Annotated in this window: 17 protein-coding genes; 6 read left to right on the forward strand and 11 right to left on the reverse strand. The window is 67.1% G+C overall.

What is annotated here, in order from left to right:
- Window positions 1-735: 735 nt before the first annotated feature.
- Window positions 736-1728, reverse strand: a complete 993-nt coding sequence (locus OG326_RS41035; protein WP_327142455.1) for a Ppx/GppA phosphatase family protein — start codon at window positions 1726-1728, stop codon at window positions 736-738.
- A 65-nt stretch (window positions 1729-1793) separates the two neighbouring features.
- Here OG326_RS41035 and OG326_RS41040 point away from each other — a divergent pair, with 65 nt between their 5' ends.
- The 6 genes from OG326_RS41040 to OG326_RS41065 all read left to right on the forward strand — a co-directional run bounded on the left by OG326_RS41040 (window position 1794) and on the right by OG326_RS41065 (window position 5865).
- Window positions 1794-2711, forward strand: a complete 918-nt coding sequence (locus tag OG326_RS41040; RefSeq protein WP_442790889.1) for a hypothetical protein — start codon at window positions 1794-1796, stop codon at window positions 2709-2711.
- Between the two features lie 102 nt (window positions 2712-2813).
- Window positions 2814-3473 carry a hypothetical protein gene (locus OG326_RS41045; RefSeq protein WP_327142457.1) on the forward strand — a complete coding sequence of 220 codons (660 nt, stop codon included), beginning with the start codon at window positions 2814-2816 and terminating at the stop codon, window positions 3471-3473.
- 75 nt (window positions 3474-3548) lie between these two features.
- Window positions 3549-4088: a hypothetical protein gene (locus OG326_RS41050; RefSeq protein ID WP_327142458.1), complete on the forward strand. Its 540-nt coding sequence runs from the start codon at window positions 3549-3551 to the stop codon at window positions 4086-4088.
- 197 nt (window positions 4089-4285) lie between these two features.
- Window positions 4286-4741 carry a hypothetical protein gene (locus OG326_RS41055; RefSeq protein WP_327142459.1) on the forward strand — a complete coding sequence of 152 codons (456 nt, stop codon included), beginning with the start codon at window positions 4286-4288 and terminating at the stop codon, window positions 4739-4741.
- Between the two features lie 14 nt (window positions 4742-4755).
- Window positions 4756-5220 (forward strand): hypothetical protein, encoded by a 465-nt coding sequence (locus OG326_RS41060; RefSeq protein WP_327142460.1) that lies wholly within the window; start codon window positions 4756-4758, stop codon window positions 5218-5220.
- Window positions 5221-5535: 315 nt separating this feature from the next.
- On the forward strand, window positions 5536-5865 hold the full coding sequence (locus tag OG326_RS41065; protein ID WP_327142461.1) for a hypothetical protein: 330 nt from the start codon (window positions 5536-5538) through the stop codon (window positions 5863-5865).
- A 72-nt stretch (window positions 5866-5937) separates the two neighbouring features.
- Here the strand turns inward: OG326_RS41065 and OG326_RS41070 are convergent, their stop codons facing one another.
- The 10 genes from OG326_RS41070 to OG326_RS41115 form a co-directional block, all read right to left on the reverse strand.
- The gene (locus OG326_RS41070) at window positions 5938-6627 is read right to left on the reverse strand and encodes a response regulator transcription factor (RefSeq protein WP_327142462.1); all 690 of its coding nucleotides are present in this window, start codon (window positions 6625-6627) and stop codon (window positions 5938-5940) included.
- On the reverse strand, window positions 6624-7835 hold the full coding sequence (locus OG326_RS41075; protein ID WP_327142463.1) for a sensor histidine kinase: 1212 nt from the start codon (window positions 7833-7835) through the stop codon (window positions 6624-6626). The genes OG326_RS41070 and OG326_RS41075 overlap by 4 nt, the downstream gene beginning before the upstream one ends.
- A gap of 207 nt (window positions 7836-8042) precedes the next feature.
- The gene (locus OG326_RS41080) at window positions 8043-10073 is read right to left on the reverse strand and encodes a CocE/NonD family hydrolase (RefSeq protein ID WP_442791100.1); all 2031 of its coding nucleotides are present in this window, start codon (window positions 10071-10073) and stop codon (window positions 8043-8045) included.
- 165 nt (window positions 10074-10238) lie between these two features.
- A complete protein-coding gene (locus tag OG326_RS41085) occupies window positions 10239-12290 on the reverse strand; it encodes a CocE/NonD family hydrolase (RefSeq protein WP_327142465.1) in 2052 nt (683 codons plus the stop codon).
- A gap of 252 nt (window positions 12291-12542) precedes the next feature.
- Window positions 12543-13280 (reverse strand): phosphoglyceromutase, encoded by a 738-nt coding sequence (locus tag OG326_RS41090; protein WP_327142466.1) that lies wholly within the window; start codon window positions 13278-13280, stop codon window positions 12543-12545.
- 55 nt (window positions 13281-13335) lie between these two features.
- A complete protein-coding gene (locus tag OG326_RS41095) occupies window positions 13336-13515 on the reverse strand; it encodes a hypothetical protein (RefSeq protein WP_327142467.1) in 180 nt (59 codons plus the stop codon).
- A gap of 81 nt (window positions 13516-13596) precedes the next feature.
- Window positions 13597-14481: an ROK family protein gene (locus OG326_RS41100; protein ID WP_327142468.1), complete on the reverse strand. Its 885-nt coding sequence runs from the start codon at window positions 14479-14481 to the stop codon at window positions 13597-13599.
- A gap of 76 nt (window positions 14482-14557) precedes the next feature.
- Window positions 14558-15088 (reverse strand): YbjN domain-containing protein, encoded by a 531-nt coding sequence (locus OG326_RS41105; protein WP_327142469.1) that lies wholly within the window; start codon window positions 15086-15088, stop codon window positions 14558-14560.
- The gene (gene mshA, locus OG326_RS41110) at window positions 15085-16455 is read right to left on the reverse strand and encodes a D-inositol-3-phosphate glycosyltransferase (RefSeq protein ID WP_327142470.1); all 1371 of its coding nucleotides are present in this window, start codon (window positions 16453-16455) and stop codon (window positions 15085-15087) included. Before mshA ends, OG326_RS41105 begins: the two co-directional genes overlap by 4 nt.
- A gap of 81 nt (window positions 16456-16536) precedes the next feature.
- Window positions 16537-17361: an alpha/beta fold hydrolase gene (locus OG326_RS41115; RefSeq protein ID WP_327142471.1), complete on the reverse strand. Its 825-nt coding sequence runs from the start codon at window positions 17359-17361 to the stop codon at window positions 16537-16539.
- Window positions 17362-17397: the final 36 nt, after the last annotated feature.

Raw genomic sequence — 17397 nt, forward strand, 5'->3', positions numbered from 1 at the left:
CGCCCATCGCACTGTCGAGACCGGCGTATCCGTTGCCCGGCTCGGGAGCGCGGCTGCCGCGGAAGGGCCGCACCTCGGTGGTCTCGTCGTCCGGATCGAAGCGGCGCCGGCGGCGGCCGCTCTCCCCGCGCAGCGGCGGCAGGGCGGACGGGTCCTCCAGCTCGGACAGCGAGACATCCGCGTCCAGCGGGTCGGGTTTGCGGCGGCGGCCGCTGCGGGGCTGCTCCACACCGGGGGCGCTGTGGCCGCTGTATTGGCCGGAGCCGTCCGACCACTGGTAGCCGGACGGCTCGGGTAGCGATGGGGCTCCGGCGGGGCGCTCCGTGGGCGCCAGCGGATCGTAGAAGGAGATCGGCCCGGAGAGCGGTGAGTAGGCGGGCTCCGGATCGGGTACCGAGTAGGGGGAGTAACCCGGCTGCGGATCGGGTGAAACACCTGAATAGTCAGGGTAATTCGAATAGTTCGAAAAGTTTGAATAGTCTGTTTCGCCCGAATTAGGCTGGGGCGCTGCGGCAGCCGCGGGGGCGTCATATGCCGTCTCGTCCGGCGCCGCCTCGTCCGAGGCCGCGTGCGAGGACGAGCCGTTGCGCACCACCGGTATATCGCCGGTCAGATCCGCGACCGACAGGCCGCGCCCACTCCGGCGCCTGCGCCCGCCGCCACCGGCGGAGGGCGCGCCCTGCTGCCCGTTTCGCGCCAGTAGTTCGGCGACGGACAGTTGACTTACATCCTCGGTCATCGAGACACCGTTTCGATCGTGCCCGGCTGGCCACCGTTCGGTCCGCCAGTTATCGGTTCGCTATCCAGGTCGGTATCAAGTTTTCGCAGGATCAATCCCTCACGCAGTGCCCAGGGACAGATTTCCAGCGTATCCAGTGACAATGCCCGCATACTCGCCTCCGCGACCAGCGCGCCGGCCACCAATTGCTGTGACCGATCGGAACTTACGCCTTCCAATTCTGCCCGGTCCGCGGCCGTCATTCTCGAGATGAACGCAATCAACTGCCGCAGGCCGGAACTGGTGAGGGTACGCCGCACACGCACTCCCGCAACAGAGGGGGCCGCGCCCGTCAGGCGGGCGAGTGATCGGAAAGTCTTCGAGGTACCCACCGCGAGATCGGGGCGGCCGACCTCGAGCAGCTGCTTGGACGGCACCACCAACTCAGCATCCAGCCAATCGCGCAGCACCGCCACTCGGCGCTTGCCCGGCGGATCGTGATGCAGCCAATCCCGGGTGAGGCGTCCCGCGCCCAATTGCAGCGACAGCGCCACATCCGGCTGTTCGTCGGCGCCGTTGCTCATCTCGAGCGAGCCACCGCCGATATCGAGGTTCAGAATTCGTCCCGCGCTCCAGCCGTACCAGCGCCGCACCGCGAGGAAGGTGTGCCGGGCTTCTTCGGCTCCTGTCAAGACCTGGAGATTCACTCCGGTCTGGGAGCGCACCCGCGCCAACACCTGTTCGGAATTGGTCGCCTCGCGCACCGCGGAAGTAGCAAACGCCATCAACTCCACACATCCGGAAGTTTTTGCGATGCTTGCGAATTCGGCGACCGTGGTGGTCAGCCGAGCCGCGCCCGCGGGCGTGATGCGCCCCTGGTCATCCATGCTTTCCGAGAGGCGCAACGTCGCCTTCGTAGAGCTCATGGGCATCGGGTGGCCACCGCGATGCGCGTCCACCACCAGCAGATGGACGGTATTGCTTCCCACATCGAGTACACCGAGCCGCACATGAACACGGTACTGGGTGCGTCACGACTTCAGGCCAGGCGACCGAGCTGTTAGCGTTCCGCACTGTGACATCAGGTGCATCCGCGAGTGGTCCTACCGGGCTGCGACCAGCGGCGAAGATCGACCCGGCTCCCGAAGTCGAACTGGACTTCCCCCGCGAGTGGATCGAATTTATTGATCCAGCAAATGATGAGCACCTGATTGCTGCCGATATGACCTGGCTGTTGTCGCGGTGGACGTGCGTTTTCGGCACTCCCGCATGCCAGGGCATCATCGCCGGGCGCGAGGACGACGGCTGCTGTTCGCACGGCGCCTTCCTCTCCGACGAGGAGGACGGCAAGAAGCTGGCCAAGGCTGTGAAAATGCTCACACCCGAGGACTGGCAGCTGATGCCGGAGGCCCAGGACGAGAACGGCAAGGTCCGCAAGAAGCTGTATCTGGAAGAGGACGACCTCGACGACGAGCCCGCACTGCGCACCCGGCGTGTCGACGGCGCGTGCATCTTCCTCAATCGGCCCGGATTCGCGAACGGCATCGGCTGCTCGCTGCACACGATGGCGCTGCGCAAGGGCCTGGAACCGCTGACCGTGAAGCCCGAGGTGTGCTGGCAGCTGCCCATTCGCCGCACCCAGGACTGGGTGGACCGGCCGGACGGGGTGGAGATTCTGCGGACCGTCATCGGCGAGTACGACCGCCGCGGCTGGGGGCCCGGCGGCTTGGACCTGAACTGGTACTGCACCGGATCGCCGGACGCGCATGTCGGCACCCGGCCGGTCTGGGAGGCGTACGCGCCGGAACTGATCGAACTGCTCGGCAAACCCGCCTACGACGAGCTGGCGCAGCACTGCCGGCGACGGCAGGGACTGGGCATCGTGGCGGTGCATCCGGCCACGGTCATCGCCCAGGAGAAGGCTGCCGAGGAGAAGCGGGCGAGCGCCGTGGCCAAGCCGGCCGGTGGCGCAAAGAAGCCCGCAAAGAAGTAGTAACCCGCCGGTAACTTTCTGAAAATACCTAATTTCACATCACCGCTCCCCTACTGTGCGACGAACCCACTCCCCCTCGTGGGTCGCAGCACAGGAGAACTCATGAGCAACACCCCGCCCAGCCGGCGCTACCTCGGCGCGGGCATCGCCGGGCTCGCCGTCGCGACGGGCGTCGTCGCCGTCCTCGCGTCGTCCCCGGCGCATGCGAGCGTCGACTCGATCAGCATTTCCGATTCGAACGTCGTCGTCGGCCACGATTACACCCTCAGCGCCAACCTCAGCGGCATATCCGTGGGGCTGCTCGTCTACTGGAGCGACAACGGCACCAGTCTCACCAGCGTCGGCAAGGTGCCCATTCCACCCGGGCACGCCTCCCTCAGCTGGACCCCGGCCACAGCCGGGCAGCATGTCATCACGCTCTCGCAGGGCAGCAGCACGAAATCGCTGATCGTGAATGTGACCGACGGGTCCACCCCGCCGACCACCACGGTGCCGCCGACCACCACTGTCCCGCCGACGACCACGGTGCCGCCCACCACGACGGTGCCGCCCACCACGACGGTGCCGCCGACCACGACGGTGCCGCCGGTGACCACCACCGACCCGCCCGTCACCACCACGGTCCCGCCCGTCACCACCACCGACCCACCCGTCACCACGGTGCCGCCGACGACCGTCCCGCCCACCACCACCCCGCCGGTGACCACGACCCCCGGTGGCGGCGGTACCGGCAGTGCCAACGGCCTGCCCTTCGGCCTCTGACAGCAGGCCGGAAGACTCTCGACTATCAATTCTCCAGGGGCACAATCTCTTTCCCTGGAGTGCACAGGAGAACCCATGCGTAACAACAGCACTCGCCGCCCTCTCGGCGCGGGGGCGGCCGGACTGGCGATCGCCGCCGGAACGGGCATCGTGATCGCCATGTCGCCCACGGCGCAGGCCACGGTCGACACGATCACCCTCTCGGGATCGGACTTCCAGGTCGGCAGCACCTACACCGCCACCGCCGATCTGAGCGGCGCTTCGGTCGGCCTGCTCGTGTACTGGAGCGATAACGGCACCAGCCTCACCTCGATCGGCAAGGTGCCGATGCCGCCCGGACACGCCTCGATCGACTGGACCCCGACCACCCCCGGCCAGCACATCCTGACCGTGTCGCAGGGCAGCAGCAGTAAGTCCGTGGTGTTGAACGTGGGCGGCGGGACGACCACTCCCCCGACGACGCCTCCGACCACTCCGCCCACCACCCCGCCTACGACTCCTCCGACCACGACGCCGCCCACCACGTCACCCAGCAGTGGCAGCGGCAGCGGCAGTAGCGGCAGTGGCACCGGCAGTGCGGGCAAGCTGCTCGGCGGGCTCTTCGGCAGCTCGTAGGCCCCGAAAGCGGCACGCGGGCAGTGCGGGCCGGAACAGGTGGGTGCGGGAAATTCCCCGGGATGTCGCGCACCCACCGAAACCAAGCGGACGCTTGCTTGATAATTTTTTCGAAATAGCTACATTTCACTCACCGGGTCACCTAGTGTGCGGATGCCCGCACCCGTCCCCGTGGGCGCAGCAGCACAGGAGAACACATGCGCAACGCACCACCGAGGATCACCGCCCGCACGGCCGGTGCGGGGATCACCGGTTTCGCCGCCCTCGCCGCGGTCGCCGTACTCACGGCCCCCACCGCGTGCGCGGCGGTCGACACCGTGTCCGTCAGCGGCTCGAGCTACCAGGTCGGTACCCAGTACACGATCTCGGCCGATCTCAGCGGCGCCTCGGTCGGACTGCTCGTGTACTTCAGCGACAACGGCAATTTCATCGGCAGCCCGAAGATTCCGTCACCGCCCGGACACTCCAGCATCAGCTGGACACCGTCCGCCAAGGGCCAGCACATCATCACCGTCTCGCAGGGCAACAGCACGCAGTCCACGATCGTGAATGTCAGCGACGCGCCGATCGGGTCGGGCAGCTCCAGCTCGGGCAGCGGCTTCGGCCCGGCCGGACCGCTCGGCAGCGGCAGCAGCGGCAATACCTCGAACTGACAGGAACACCCGGTATGAACTCCCTTTCCCGCCGCATCGGCGCGGGTGTCGCCGGTGGCGCCATCGCCGCCGCCGTCGCCGTCTTCGCAGCGCCCCAGGCCGGCGCGACCGTCGACTCCGTGACCGTGTCCGGCAGCGACCCGTACAACATCAATACCCAGTACACGCTCACCGCCGCGCTGAGCGGCGCGGGCATCGGCCTGCTCGTGTACTGGACCGATAACGGCAATACCCTCACCCCGGCCGGCAAAATGCCGTGGCCGGTCGGCTCCTCCACGCTGAACTGGACGCCCACCACCGCGGGGCAGCACCTGATCACCGCGTCGCAGGGCGGTAATGTCAAGACGATCGTGGTGAACGTCGTCGACCCGGCGCACCCGGGCGGCGGCACCACCACTCCCCCGGCCGGTGGCACCGGCAGTGCGAGCGGGCTGCTCGGCGGCCTCCTGGGCGGATTGACCGGCAGCGCCGGAAGCTGACCAAGACCTGTCCCACCGGCCGCCCACCCAGCGGCCGGTGCTGGGCCGCACCGTCCCTCCGGCCCGGACATCGGGAGACGCGCTCACCTCGGATCGAGGTGAGCGCGTCTCTTTGGGTATGAGCCCGGCCGGTGTCATCCACCGGGTGTACGGCAGGTGAATTCACCTCGACCGGAGCGACATTCCAATCAGCCTGCGCGGAAGTCTGTTTCGGAGTGCTACCTGGTCGGTGACCTCGGGGTGTGAGTTGCGGGAAGTGTGCGTGACATCGTTTCGCCACTGCGGGTTCACCGGAACGTGTTAGACATCCAGGCCATGATCAAGAAATCGCTCACCGTCGCCGCGCTGGCCGCCGGTGTTGTTCTCAGCCTTGCGCCGCACGCCGGTGCCGATAGCGTCGATCCCACCAAATATGCCGACGTCACCGCCAATTTCGTCTCCTACACCGATCCCGCCGCCCTGAACGCCAAGGCCGACGGCAAGCTGCTGATCATGACCCCGTACGGCACCAACAACACCATCGCCTGCCGCGGCAACGGCGCGGACGTGGCCTGGTACGACTGCCAGCAGCAGGACGCCTACGGCTGGATCGTCCTGAAGCAGCTCGACACCCCCCTCGGCACCGCCTGGGCAGAACTGCCGTAATACCGACGGACATCGAAAAGCCTGCGCCCGCTTCCTGATTCGGAGGCGGGCGCAGGCTTTTGCGTGGAGTCTCTACGCTTCGAGCTTGTAGCCGAGGCCGCGCACCGTGACGAGGTGTTCCGGCTTGGCCGGGTCGCCTTCGATCTTGGAGCGCAAGCGCTTGACGTGGACGTCGAGAGTCTTTGTGTCGCCTACATAGTCGGCGCCCCAGACGCGGTCGATGAGCTGGCCTCGGGTGAGGACGCGGCCGGAGTTGCGGAGCAGGTACTCGAGCAGGTCGAACTCCTTGAGCGGCAGGGTGACCGGCTTGCCGTTCACCTGCACGGTGTGGCGGTCCACATCCATGCGGACCGGGCCCGCCTCCAGGACGCTGGTCTCGCTGCCGCTGTCGGCCTCCTCGCCGACGCCGCGGCGCAGCACGGCGCGGATACGGGCGATCAGCTCACGGGAGGAGTAGGGCTTGGTGACGTAGTCGTCGGCGCCCAGTTCCAGGCCGACCACCTTGTCGATCTCGCTGTCGCGGGCGGTCACCATGATCACCGGGACACTGCCGCGGGCACGGAGTTGCTTGCACACGTCGGTACCGCTCATACCGGGCAGCATCAGATCGAGCAGGACGATGTCCGCACCCGACCGGTCGTACTCTGCCAAGGCCGAAGGTCCGTCGCCCACCACCGTGACCTCGAACCCCTCCTTGCGCAGGAGGAATGCGAGCGGATCGGCCAGCGACTCCTCGTCCTCGACGATCAGCACACTCGTCATCGGGTTGCCTCCACACCGTTGGTTCTGGCCCGCCCGAGATGGGCGGAAAGCCTCTTGTCGATGCCGTTGGTATCGGCGGGGTGGGACGGGATCCGCAGGGTGAATGTGGATCCGGTGCCCAGCTTGCTCCACAGGGTGACTTCACCGCTGTGGTTGGCGGCTACGTGCTTGACGATAGCCAGCCCCAGCCCGGTACCGCCGGTGGCGCGCGAGCGCGCCTTGTCGGCCCGGAAGAATCGTTCGAAGACGCGTTCCTGGTCTTCCTTGCCGATGCCGATACCGCGATCGGTGACCGCGATATTCACGTGCCCGCCGCGCAGCGCCCGGCTCACCGAGACCTGCGAACCCCGCGGCGAGTACGCGATGGCATTCTCCACCAGATTCGACAGCGCGGTGACCAGCAGCGTCTGATCGCCGATCACCTCGAGCCCGCTGGAGGTGTCGGTGCTCACCGTGATGCCGGCGGCTTCCGCGGCGGTCCGGGAGCGCTCGATGGCCTGGGTGACCACGCTGTCCACGTCGACGGCCTCGAGTTCCGGCAGCTTCTCCGCGCCCTGCAGGCGGGAGAGCGCGATCAGCTCGGTGACCATCTTGCCCATGCGGCGGGCCTCGCCGTGCAGGCGTTCGCCGAAGTGCCGCACCGAATCCGGATCGTCGGCCGATTCCAGCAATGCCTCAGCCAACAGGCTCATGGCACTGACCGGGGTCTTGAGTTCATGGCTGACGTTCGCGACGAAATCGCGGCGGGTGGCCTCCATGCGGGCCTGCTCGGAATCGTCGTCGGCGAAGAGCACCACGAAGTTCGGATTCTCCTGCGACAGCGGCCGCGCGACACCGCGGACCGCGAGCCGCGCCCGGCCGGGCAGCGGAATCTTCGCGGTGAGCTCGAATTCGATGTCCTTGCCGCCACCGAGCACCTGCTGCACCGCGGACCAGGCACGCTCGTCGAGCAGCCGATCGTGGACTATGCCCAGCTCCTCGGCCCGCGGATTGACCAGCACCACATCCCGGTACTGATCGACCACCGCGATTCCGCTCTCGGACGCGAGCACAATGAGATCGAGTACCTGCGACATGGTCAGGCCGGAATCGGTGGCTGCGCGCCGCTGTTCCTGCCGCGCATTCACATAGGGAATGAGCAATCCACCGACTGCCAGTCCAACGACGGCCGCCAGGACTGCCAACAGCACGGCCTGTGGAACGCTCACACTTTGAATCGTACGGTCGCCCGAGCCGCGTCCGACCCCGGGTGCAGGAAGTTTCACGCAGGTCACAGCGGCTTCCACGGGTGTTAGCCTCGCGTTTACGCAATGTTCGGACAGTGCGTGGCTGGTCGCTGGCAGTTTTCCGGCAAACGCCGGGAATCGCCGGGATCGCACGTGCGGCCCGGGTGCCCGAGCCGCACGTGTCGACTATCACCAGCCGGAGTTACCGCGCACCGGGATATTGACGAAACTGGGCGCGGCCGGATCCAGCAGCAGGTGCTGGGGCCGCAGGCCGCTGTCGACCATCATCGCGGTGAGGGGCAGGCCCTTCGGGAAGTTGCCCGCGTAGACGTCCACGCGCAGGCGGTGGCCGGGTTGCAGGACGGCGTCGATGCCGGTGACGGAAATATCGAGTGCCACCGGCTGTCCCGGGACGGTCGGCCGGCGGGTGTCCAGGGACAGGTCCGGCACCGGATCGGTGTAGTCGCCGTTCGGCAGGCGGGTGCTGCGGGATTCGTCGATGGCGCGCAGTGAGGCGACCAGCTGGCCGGAGGACAGCGTGGTCGAATTGCCATCGGGGGCAACATCGTTGACGGTGGCGACCCAGTAGCCGTCGGTGCCGTCCTGCACGGTGTTCAGATGTACCGCCATCGGTCCCGAGATCGTGGTGACGTCGGCGACCGGCGCGCTCGTGAAGGTCAGCCCGTTGGATTCCTCGATGCGGGAGTCCTTGGCGCAGGCATCGATGATCGATACCGCTCCGACCAGCTCCTGTGCCGCGTCGCGGGAGCACAGCCCGGTCAGCCCGGGCGCGACGGTGAGGGTGTCCGGGCCGTCGGGCGCGGTGAACAGCGACCCGTCGTGCACGCTGTGCCCGCCGGTGCCGCTGGCCGCGCCGGACAGGTACATGCGCCGGTACTCCATCCCCGGCTCCGGGAACGACGGGGCGGTCACCCAGCCGCCGCCCTGCTGCTTCATGGTGATCGGCCCGAACTGATCGATGCCGTTGTCGATTCCCTTGAGCCACTTGTCGAACCACGCGCGCTGCAGCACGTCCATACGCGGCGGCAGACCCGGTCGCCCGGATTCATTGCCATTGGAAATGTGGTACCCGTCGCCGACGAGCAATTGTTTCCGGCCGGGCGGCAAGGGAATTCGGCGATACACGTCGGCCTGCGAGGCCACGAACACGTCGTGCCAGCCTCCGGAGATGAAGGTGGGGATGGTGATTCGGGCCGGATCGGTCTCCCAGGCCTGCCGCATGGGGCTGCCTTCGTCGAGCAGGGCTCGCACCTTGGGGCTGAGCTCGTCGATATTCGGCTGCGCGAACACTTCCAGCAGCGCGTCCACGAAGGTGAACGGATCGGCCAATCTGTCTGCGAGCCACTTCATATCGAAGCGTCCCTGCAGGAGCGCGGTGAGATCGGGGACCAGCTTGCCGCCGTTGACGGCCGCCAGCCACAGCGGCATGAAGCCCGCGCCGATGGCCCCGCCGGGTGCGACCAGATCGCGGAAAGGGTTGCGGCTGGGCACAACCGGGAAGATGGCCTTGAGCGCGGGCGGGTTCTTGGCCGCCGCCTGCAGCTCGTTGAGGCCGGAATAGGAGACACCGCTCATTCCGATATCGCCGCTGGACCAGGGCTGCTTGGACGCCCAGTCGATGGTCTCCACGGTGTCCTGCTGTTCCCGCGCCCCCAGCAGATTCCAATCACCCTGGGAGAAGCCGGTTCCGCGCACATCGACCACGATCTGCGTATAGCCGGATTTGATGAGCTGCCGGTCGACGCTGAAATTGCGCAGCAGTCCGCCGCCGAGCGCCCTGGTGAGGTCGGTGAGCCCGGAGAACGGCGTCCCGGACAGGTCGATATCGCGGAACATCTGGACGAGCAGATCGGACAACCCGGGGACCGACAGCGCCGAATCGGCGATCATCGAGCCGAGTTTCGTATAGGGCGTGAAATTCAGAATGCTCGGCGTCGGGTCGCCGACGGGATGGCCGGCGGCATCGGCGGGGTGATAGACATTCGCCTTCAGCACGGTGCCGTCACTCATCGTGATGGGCACGTCCCAGTCGATGTACACATTCGGATAAAGCTGTGGACCGTCTTCTGTCGCAGCCCAATCCGCACCGCTCGCACCGCCGTCCGGGCCGACCGGATCAGCGGTCGCCGCGGGCGAGAGAAACTGCGCTGTCGCGAGGACAGCCGTCATTGCGACGACGGTCTTGACCAGGAATCGCATAGTGCCCCAACCACTCTCCTCAGGCATGAAAACTCGCCTCAAGCTAGTGCGCGGCCAACTGTCCGGGACAGTATTTCCCGAAGAATCGTGAAAGTGCACAAAAGAAAACCCCGGAGGTGTACGCCGTTGTACACATCCGGGGCGCTCAGGCCCGGTGGGGCGGAATCACCAGCCGGTGTTACCGCGAACCGGGATATTCACGAAGCTCGGACGATCCGGATCCAGCTGCACATGCTGCGGCTTGAAACCGGTATCCAGGAGCATCGGCAGAATCGGCAGGCCCTTGGGGAAATTGCCCGCGAAGACATCCACTCGCAACCGGTGTCCCGGCTGCAGAATGCCTTCGGTGCCGCTCAGTGCGATATCGAGGGTGGTGGCCGCACCCGGCACCGTCGGCTGACTCTTGTCCAGCGAGGTGAACGCACGCGGGTCGGTGTAGTCGCCATTGGGTGAGCGGGTGCTGTGTGCGTCATCGATCTGCCGCATCGAGGCCATGATCTGCCCCGAGGTCAGCACGGTCGACTGCCCGTCGGGCGCGACATCGTTGACGGTGACGGTCCAGTACCCGTCGGCCGCGTCCTGAACGGTATTGAGGTGCACCGCAACCGGACCCGAGACGGTGGTGGCCTCGGCGACCGGAGCGCTGGTGAAGGTCAGTCCGTTGGTCTCCGCGATCCGGGAGTCCTTGGCGCAACCGTCGATGATCGACAGCACACCGGCGCTGCCCTGCGCGGCATCGTTGGAGCACAGGGTGGTCAGGCCCATCGAGACGCTCAGGCGATCGGTGTCGCCATTGGCCGCACTGGTCAGCGAGCCGTCGTAGAGGCTGTTGGCGGTGCCGCTGCGCTGCGACGACAGGTACATGCGCTGGTAGCGCGAGGCCTCCTCGGCGGGAGCGGTGTCACCGAAACCGCCCTGGGTGATCCAGCCGCCGCCCTGCTGCCGCAGGGTCACCGGACCGTAGGAGTCGATCCCGTTGTCGATTCCCTTGAGCCACTTGTCGAACCAGGCGCGCTGCAGCACGTCCAGGCGCGGTGGCAGGCCCGGGAACCCGGCTTCGGAGCCGGAGGTGACGTGATAGGTATTGCCCATCAGCAGCTGCTTCTGCCCCGGGGGCACCGAAATCGCGTTGTAGATCTTGGATTCCGAGTAGGTGAACAGATCGTGCCAGCCACCGGTGACGAAGGTCGGGATGGTGATCTGGCTGGGATCGCCGATCCAGCCCGCCCGGTCGGTCGACATATCGTTGAGCAGGGATTTCACCCGCGGATCGAGGCTGTCGATATTCGGGCTGGTGTACGCGGACATCAGCACGTCCAGGTAGCCGAACGGGTCGGCCTGGCGATCCTGGAGCCATTTGAAGTCGAACTTGCCCTGGGCAATCGAGGCCAGGTCCGGCACCCACTTGAGCCCGTTGACGGCGCTGAGCCACAGCGGAATGAAGTTGAAGCCGAAGCCGCCGCCGGGTGCGAGCACATCGTCGACGAGGTCGCTGCCCGGCACGATCGGGAAGATGGCCTTCAGGGCGGGCGGATGCTTTTCCGCGGCCTGCACCTGGTTGATGGCCGAGTACGACAGGCCGCTCATGCCGATGCGGCCGTTGGACCAGCTCTGCTTGGACGCCCAGTCGATGGTCTCGACGGTGTCCTGCTGTTCGCGCTGGCGCAGAATGTCCCACTCGCCCTGCGAGAAACCGGTGCCGCGCACGTCGACGACGACCTGCGTGTAGCCCGATTTGATGAGCTGGCGATCGACGCTGAAGTTTCGAAGTTCGCCATTACCAGCGGCATTCAGCAACTCGCCGAATCCGGAGATCGGGGTGCCGTCGAGGTGGATATTGCGGAACACATTGAGCAGTGCGTCGCCCAGTCCCGGAATGGCGAAGGCGCTGTCCGCGACGTTGGACACCAATTTGGTGTACGGCGTCATGTTCAGCACGGTCGGCGTCGGGGTGTCGATCGGGCGGCCGGCGGCATCGGCCGGGTGGTAGACGTTGCCCTTCAGCACGGTGCCGTCACTCATGGTGATCGGCACATCCCATTCGACGAAGACATTGGGATATTGCTGCTGCCCGTCCTCGGTGCCGGTCCAGGCCGCACCGGCGGCGCCGCCGTCGGGACCGGCCGGAACGGGAGCGGCATCGGCCGATACGGCCATGAGGGGAAGGAGCAGAGCGGCCGCAGAAGCGACAATTGTGGCCCGTAGCGCGTGCTTCATCGAACGTGATCTACCTCTCGCATTTGGTCGAACGCCCAGAGCATATCTACTCGGAAGTAAGTTGCAAACACCGGTTACAGTTACCGGTTTTAATGGGCAAAGCTTCGGCAAATTCCAAATGCGTTGGCGTGGAATACCCTACGGTGCCGTAATGAGAGGCGGATCACAGTCGGCATGAATACGGTAAATGAAAAACGCGCTGTAGCCGAGTAATTCGGCCACAGCGCGTTGCGCTTATTACTGGTTCCAGGCTTACTTGGCGCCCTGATTCGCCACCGCGGCAGCGCCAGCGGCCGCCGCCTCCGGGTCGAGATAGACGCCCGGGCCGAGCGGCAACAGGTTCTCGTCCAGCTCGTACTTGAGCGGAATTCCGGTGGGAATGTTCAGCCCGGCAATATCCTCGTCGGAGATGCCCTCCAGGTGCTTCACCAGCGCCCGCAGCGAATTACCGTGCGCCGCAACAAGAACCGTCTTACCTGCGCGCACATCCTGGGCGATGGTGTCCTCCCAGTACGGCACCATGCGGGCGACGACATCCTTGAGGCATTCCGTCAGCGGCACCTCGATATCGGCGTAGCGCGGGTCGCCGTCCTGGCTGTACTCGCTGCCGGTCTCGATGGGCGGCGGCGGGGTGTCGTAGCTGCGACGCCACAGCATGAACTGCTCATCGCCGTACTCGGCCTTGGTCTGCGCCTTGTCCTTACCCTGCAGCGCACCGTAGTGCCGCTCGTTGAGCCGCCAATCCCGGACGACCGGAATCCAATGGCGGTCACAGGCATCCAGCGCATTGTTCGCGGTGCTGATCGCACGCCGCAGCAGCGAGGTGTAGACGATATCCGGGAGAATTCCGGCCTCGGCCAGCAATTCACCGGCACGCTTGCCTTCGGCGACACCCTTTTCCGTCAGCCGGACATCCACCCAGCCGGTGAACAGGTTGAGGGCATTCCATTCGCTCTCGCCGTGGCGCAGCAGCACGAGGGTGTACGTCATGGGGGTCATCTTTCCACGCGCCGGTTCGCCGTCGGCTCCGGCCCTGCGGGCCCGGTCAGGCCCACTCCACCTCGTCGAATGTCATGGTCAGTCCGTGCCGCTGCTCCCCCACCGCCACTTCGACCCGTAGTTCGGAGCGGGCGGAGTCGACCTCCTGCACCACCGCGCAGATGCCACTGAACGGTCCCTCCGGAACGTAGACGACGTCGCCCGGCTCGAATTCGATTAGCCCCACGTCCGCCACCGTAGTGGCAGCATCGCGCGACACACCGAACCTATTTTCCCGACACGCGAATCAGGGCTGGAGCGCCAACAGTCAGGGCTGGAGTGCGAGCAGGGCGGCGCCGGCGAGGGTCGCCTGATCGGTGAGCTCCGAGGGGACCACCCGGAGTTCACGCACGAACACCAGGCGGGCGTGCGCCGCGGCCGCGTCGAGCAGGGGCCGCCACAGCAGGTCGCCCGATTGCGCGAAACCGCCGCCGACGACCACGAGATCGGTATCCAGCAGCGCGGCGGCGGAGGCGATAGCGGTGCCCAGCGCGGTACCGGCACGCTCCAGCGCGGCGCGGGCGAGACCGCCACCGGCCCGGGCGGATTCCGATAATTCGATGCCGGTGCTGCCGGTCCACCCCTGCCTGCGCGCCCAGCGCACGGACGACGGCCCGCTGGCCACCGCCTCCACACAGCCGAAGCCGCCGCAGGCGCAGGGTTCCGCACTGCCGGGAACCACGATATGACCGATGTGCCCGGCATTTCCGGTGCGCCCCATAAGGACTCGGCCCTCGGAGATGATGCCGCCGCCGATGCCGGAGGACACCGTCAGCGCGAGCACGTCCGGGATGCCGCGGGCCGCGCCCCAGCGCTGTTCCGCCAGGGCCAGGCAGACGCCGTCGATGGCGAAGCGAACAGTGGCCTCCGGGAACAACTCCCGCACCGCCGCCACAATGCCGAAACCGCCGGCCCACTCCGGAATATTGAGCGGGCCGGTCGAACCGGCGCGCACATCCACCGGCCCCGCCGCGCCGATGCCGACCGCGGTCACCCGCTCGTCACCGGCCACGCGCAGCAGGAGGTCGCGGCAGGCCTGCCAGACCTCGGCCGCGGGAACCTGTATGCGCTCGGACGAGGGCACGGCGCCCTGCGAATCCACAATGCCCGCAGCGAATTTCGTCGCGCCGATATCCAATGCCAACGCCACCATGGGCCGTCGGTCTCCTTCGATCCGGGTGCTGCACAGACGATGACGGCGGCCGCGTCGGCGGTCCGCCGTCCGGAGGCTAAACCTTGCCGGCCTTGTCGTCGTCGTCCACGAGGTGTTCGAACGCGCGCAGATTCTTCAGCGATTCGCCGCGCGAGACCCGCCATTTCCATTCCCTGCGAATGGATTCCGCGAAACCGAGCTCGAGCAGGGTATTGAAATCGGCGTCCACGGCCTCGAGCACCTGACCGAACCAGCGGTCGAGTTCATCGGGCGTGACGGCGTGGGTGGACATGCGGCCGACCAGATAGATGTCACCGACATTGTCCAGCGTGTACGCCACCCCGTAGAGGCGGCGATTACGGCGCAGCAGGAATTTGTAGACGCCTTCGAAGTTCTCGTCGGGCTTGCGGCAGACGAAGGACTCCATCCGAATGCCGTGCTTGCCGACGGTGACGCCGAGCGCGGTCTTGAGCTTCCGCTCGCCCGGCAGGATCACCACGAACGTGCCATCGGCCTCGCGGGTGTACTCGATCTCGCGATCCCGCAGGGTGTCGTCGATCAGCTGCGCGGTGGCACCGGCGGTATCACCCTGTGCGGCTTCGCTCATCGGCGTACGACTCCCATCCGCCGCCGCCAGAGCGCCAGCGATCTAGCGTGATTGCTGTCCGCATGCACGCTACCGGTGCGCGCGCGCCCGGTGCGCGACTGGGCGAGAGCGGCGGAATAGCTGTCCAGCAGCCCGTCGGCCGTGTGCGCCCAGGAGAAATTGGAGGCGTGCTCGACCGCCGCCACGCCCATCTGCTCCAGGCGAGTGGGGTTGTCGAGCAGAAGACGCAGTGCCGCAGCCCAATCGGCGGTCCGATGGCTGGGCACCAGCAGCCCGGTGGCGCCGTCCTGCACCGCGGTGCCCAGTCCGCCCACATCGGCGGCCAGCACCGGAGTGCCGCTGGCCTGCGCCTCGATGGCGACCAGGCCGAAGGATTCGTTGTAGCTGGGCACGGCCACCAGATCGGCCGCGCGGTACACCTGCACCAGGCGGTGCGGCGGCTGCGGCGGCAGGAAGGTGACACGATCGGAAATGCCGAGCGCGGAAGCCAATTCGATCAGTGCGTCCGGGCGTTCCAGGCCGGTGCCGGACGGACCGCCGACGATCAGCACCCGCAGCGGTCGCGCGGCATCCATCCCGGAGCGCGCGTCCTCATCGGCCAGCATCTGTGCGGCGGCGCGCACGAGCACATCGGGCGCCTTGAGCGGCTGGATGCGGCCCACGAAGGCCACGATCCGCTCATTGTCGGGCAGGCCCAGTTCGGCACGGGCGGCCGCGCGGTCGCCGGGACGGTAGCGGGTCAGATCCGCGCCGGGCAGCACCACATCGATGTGCTCGGGGTCCGCGCCATACAGCTCGACCAGCTGCCGCGCTTCCTCGGCGGTATTGGCGACCAGGCGGTCGGACTCCGCGACGATCTGCTTCTCACCGATCACGCGGGCGGCCGGTTCCGGGGTATCGCCCTCAGCGAGGTAGAGGTTCTTCACCGCGGCGAGCGTGTGCGCGGTGTGCACCATGGGCACCCGCCAGCGGTCGCGCGCCAGCCAGCCGACCTGGCCGGAGAGCCAGTAGTTGGAGTGGATGAGGTCGTAGTGGCCGGGCAGGTGCCGGGCCTCCTGCCGCAGTACCTCGGCCGCGAACGGGCACAGCTGGGTGGGCAGATCGTGTTTGTCCAGGCCCTCGAACGGACCGGCGACCACATTGCGGACCAGCACGCCGGGGGCGGCCTCGACAAGGGGTTCGTCATTGGAGGAGGTGGCGCGGGTGAAGATCTCCACCTGGGTGCCGCGGCGGGCCAGTTCGATGGCCGTCTGCAGGACGTACACATTCATACCGCCGGCATCGCCGGTGCCCGGTTGGGCGAGGGGGGAGGTATGTACCGACAGCACGGCAATCCGATTGGGCCGTAGGTCGGAACGTTGACTCACTACACCAGTGTGCACGCCGCGGGTAGACGGAGAAACGTGGGTTACCCTACGAAGTGACCCTGCTCACAGGAAAGCACCCGGTCAGCCCAGGGATTCGATGAATTCCGTGAGCTCTGTGACAAAGCGTTCGGGGTCCTCGACGAACAGCCCGTGCTGCGCGCCCTCCCAGTAGGACGTGCTCGCGTTCGGGGCGGTCTCCGCGATGTAGCGGCCGTTCGCGACCTCGACCACCGGATCGGCGGTGCCGTGCATGACGAAGACCGGAACGTCCAGCGTGCGCAGGGTTTCGGTGTTGTCGACGGTGCGGTAGAACAGCGCCTTGCGCACCCGCGGCAGGGTGGCCAGGCTGCCGCCGAACAGCCGCTGGGCATCGCCGCCCTTGTCCCGGCCGGGCCCGGTATTGGCACTGCCGAACGCCCCGAAACCGCGCATGGCGCGACCGGCGCTCTCCTCGAAGACATCGGGAATGGCCTTCTGCATGGCCGGGCCCGGCTGCGCGCCCGGGACGCCCTTGCCGATGCCCGCCTGCGAACCGGTGTAGACGACGCCCGCGACCGCGCCGGTGCCGTAGGCGGCCAGATAGTCGCTGAGCACGATGCCGCCGTAGGACCAGCCGAGCAGCACCGCGCCGTCTGCGATGCCCTCCGCGGCCAGCACGGCGGCCACGTCGGCGGCCCAGTTCTTCGGGTCGTCGTATCCGGCCTCGGGGGCGTCGGAGTAGCCGTGGCCGCGCAGATCCAGCGCGATCACCCGGAATCGCCCGGCCAGATCGTCCGCGGCCCGACCCCAGCACCGCAGATTTCCGGACCAGCCGTGCAGCAGCACCAGCGGCCGCGCACCCTCCGGACCGGTGACCCGGTAAACGATGGTGGTGCCGTCCGCGCTGACTACTTCCCGAATCGCCATACCCGCCAGGCTAACCGGCAGGGGGTGCCGGACTCT

Origin of the sequence: Nocardia sp. NBC_01327, from assembly GCF_035958815.1 — a bacterium.
In the GTDB taxonomy this organism is placed as follows: Bacteria; Actinomycetota; Actinomycetes; order Mycobacteriales; family Mycobacteriaceae; genus Nocardia.

What these genes read in the sequence shown, in the direction of transcription:
- OG326_RS41045 (WP_327142457.1), top strand. Translation starts at nt 2,814, where the DNA reads ATGAGCAACACCCCGCCCAGCCGGCGCTACCTCGGCGCGGGCATCGCC.
- OG326_RS41050 (WP_327142458.1), top strand. Translation starts at nt 3,549, where the DNA reads ATGCGTAACAACAGCACTCGCCGCCCTCTCGGCGCGGGGGCGGCCGGA.
- OG326_RS41055 (WP_327142459.1), top strand. Translation starts at nt 4,286, where the DNA reads ATGCGCAACGCACCACCGAGGATCACCGCCCGCACGGCCGGTGCGGGG.
- OG326_RS41060 (WP_327142460.1), top strand. Translation starts at nt 4,756, where the DNA reads ATGAACTCCCTTTCCCGCCGCATCGGCGCGGGTGTCGCCGGTGGCGCC.
- OG326_RS41065 (WP_327142461.1), top strand. Translation starts at nt 5,536, where the DNA reads ATGATCAAGAAATCGCTCACCGTCGCCGCGCTGGCCGCCGGTGTTGTT.
- OG326_RS41070 (WP_327142462.1), bottom strand. Translation starts at nt 6,627, where the DNA reads ATGACGAGTGTGCTGATCGTCGAGGACGAGGAGTCGCTGGCCGATCCG.
- OG326_RS41080 (WP_442791100.1), bottom strand. Translation starts at nt 10,073, where the DNA reads ATGCGATTCCTGGTCAAGACCGTCGTCGCAATGACGGCTGTCCTCGCG.
- OG326_RS41085 (WP_327142465.1), bottom strand. Translation starts at nt 12,290, where the DNA reads ATGAAGCACGCGCTACGGGCCACAATTGTCGCTTCTGCGGCCGCTCTG.
- OG326_RS41090 (WP_327142466.1), bottom strand. Translation starts at nt 13,280, where the DNA reads ATGACGTACACCCTCGTGCTGCTGCGCCACGGCGAGAGCGAATGGAAT.
- OG326_RS41100 (WP_327142468.1), bottom strand. Translation starts at nt 14,481, where the DNA reads ATGGTGGCGTTGGCATTGGATATCGGCGCGACGAAATTCGCTGCGGGC.
- OG326_RS41105 (WP_327142469.1), bottom strand. Translation starts at nt 15,088, where the DNA reads ATGAGCGAAGCCGCACAGGGTGATACCGCCGGTGCCACCGCGCAGCTG.
- OG326_RS41115 (WP_327142471.1), bottom strand. Translation starts at nt 17,361, where the DNA reads ATGGCGATTCGGGAAGTAGTCAGCGCGGACGGCACCACCATCGTTTAC.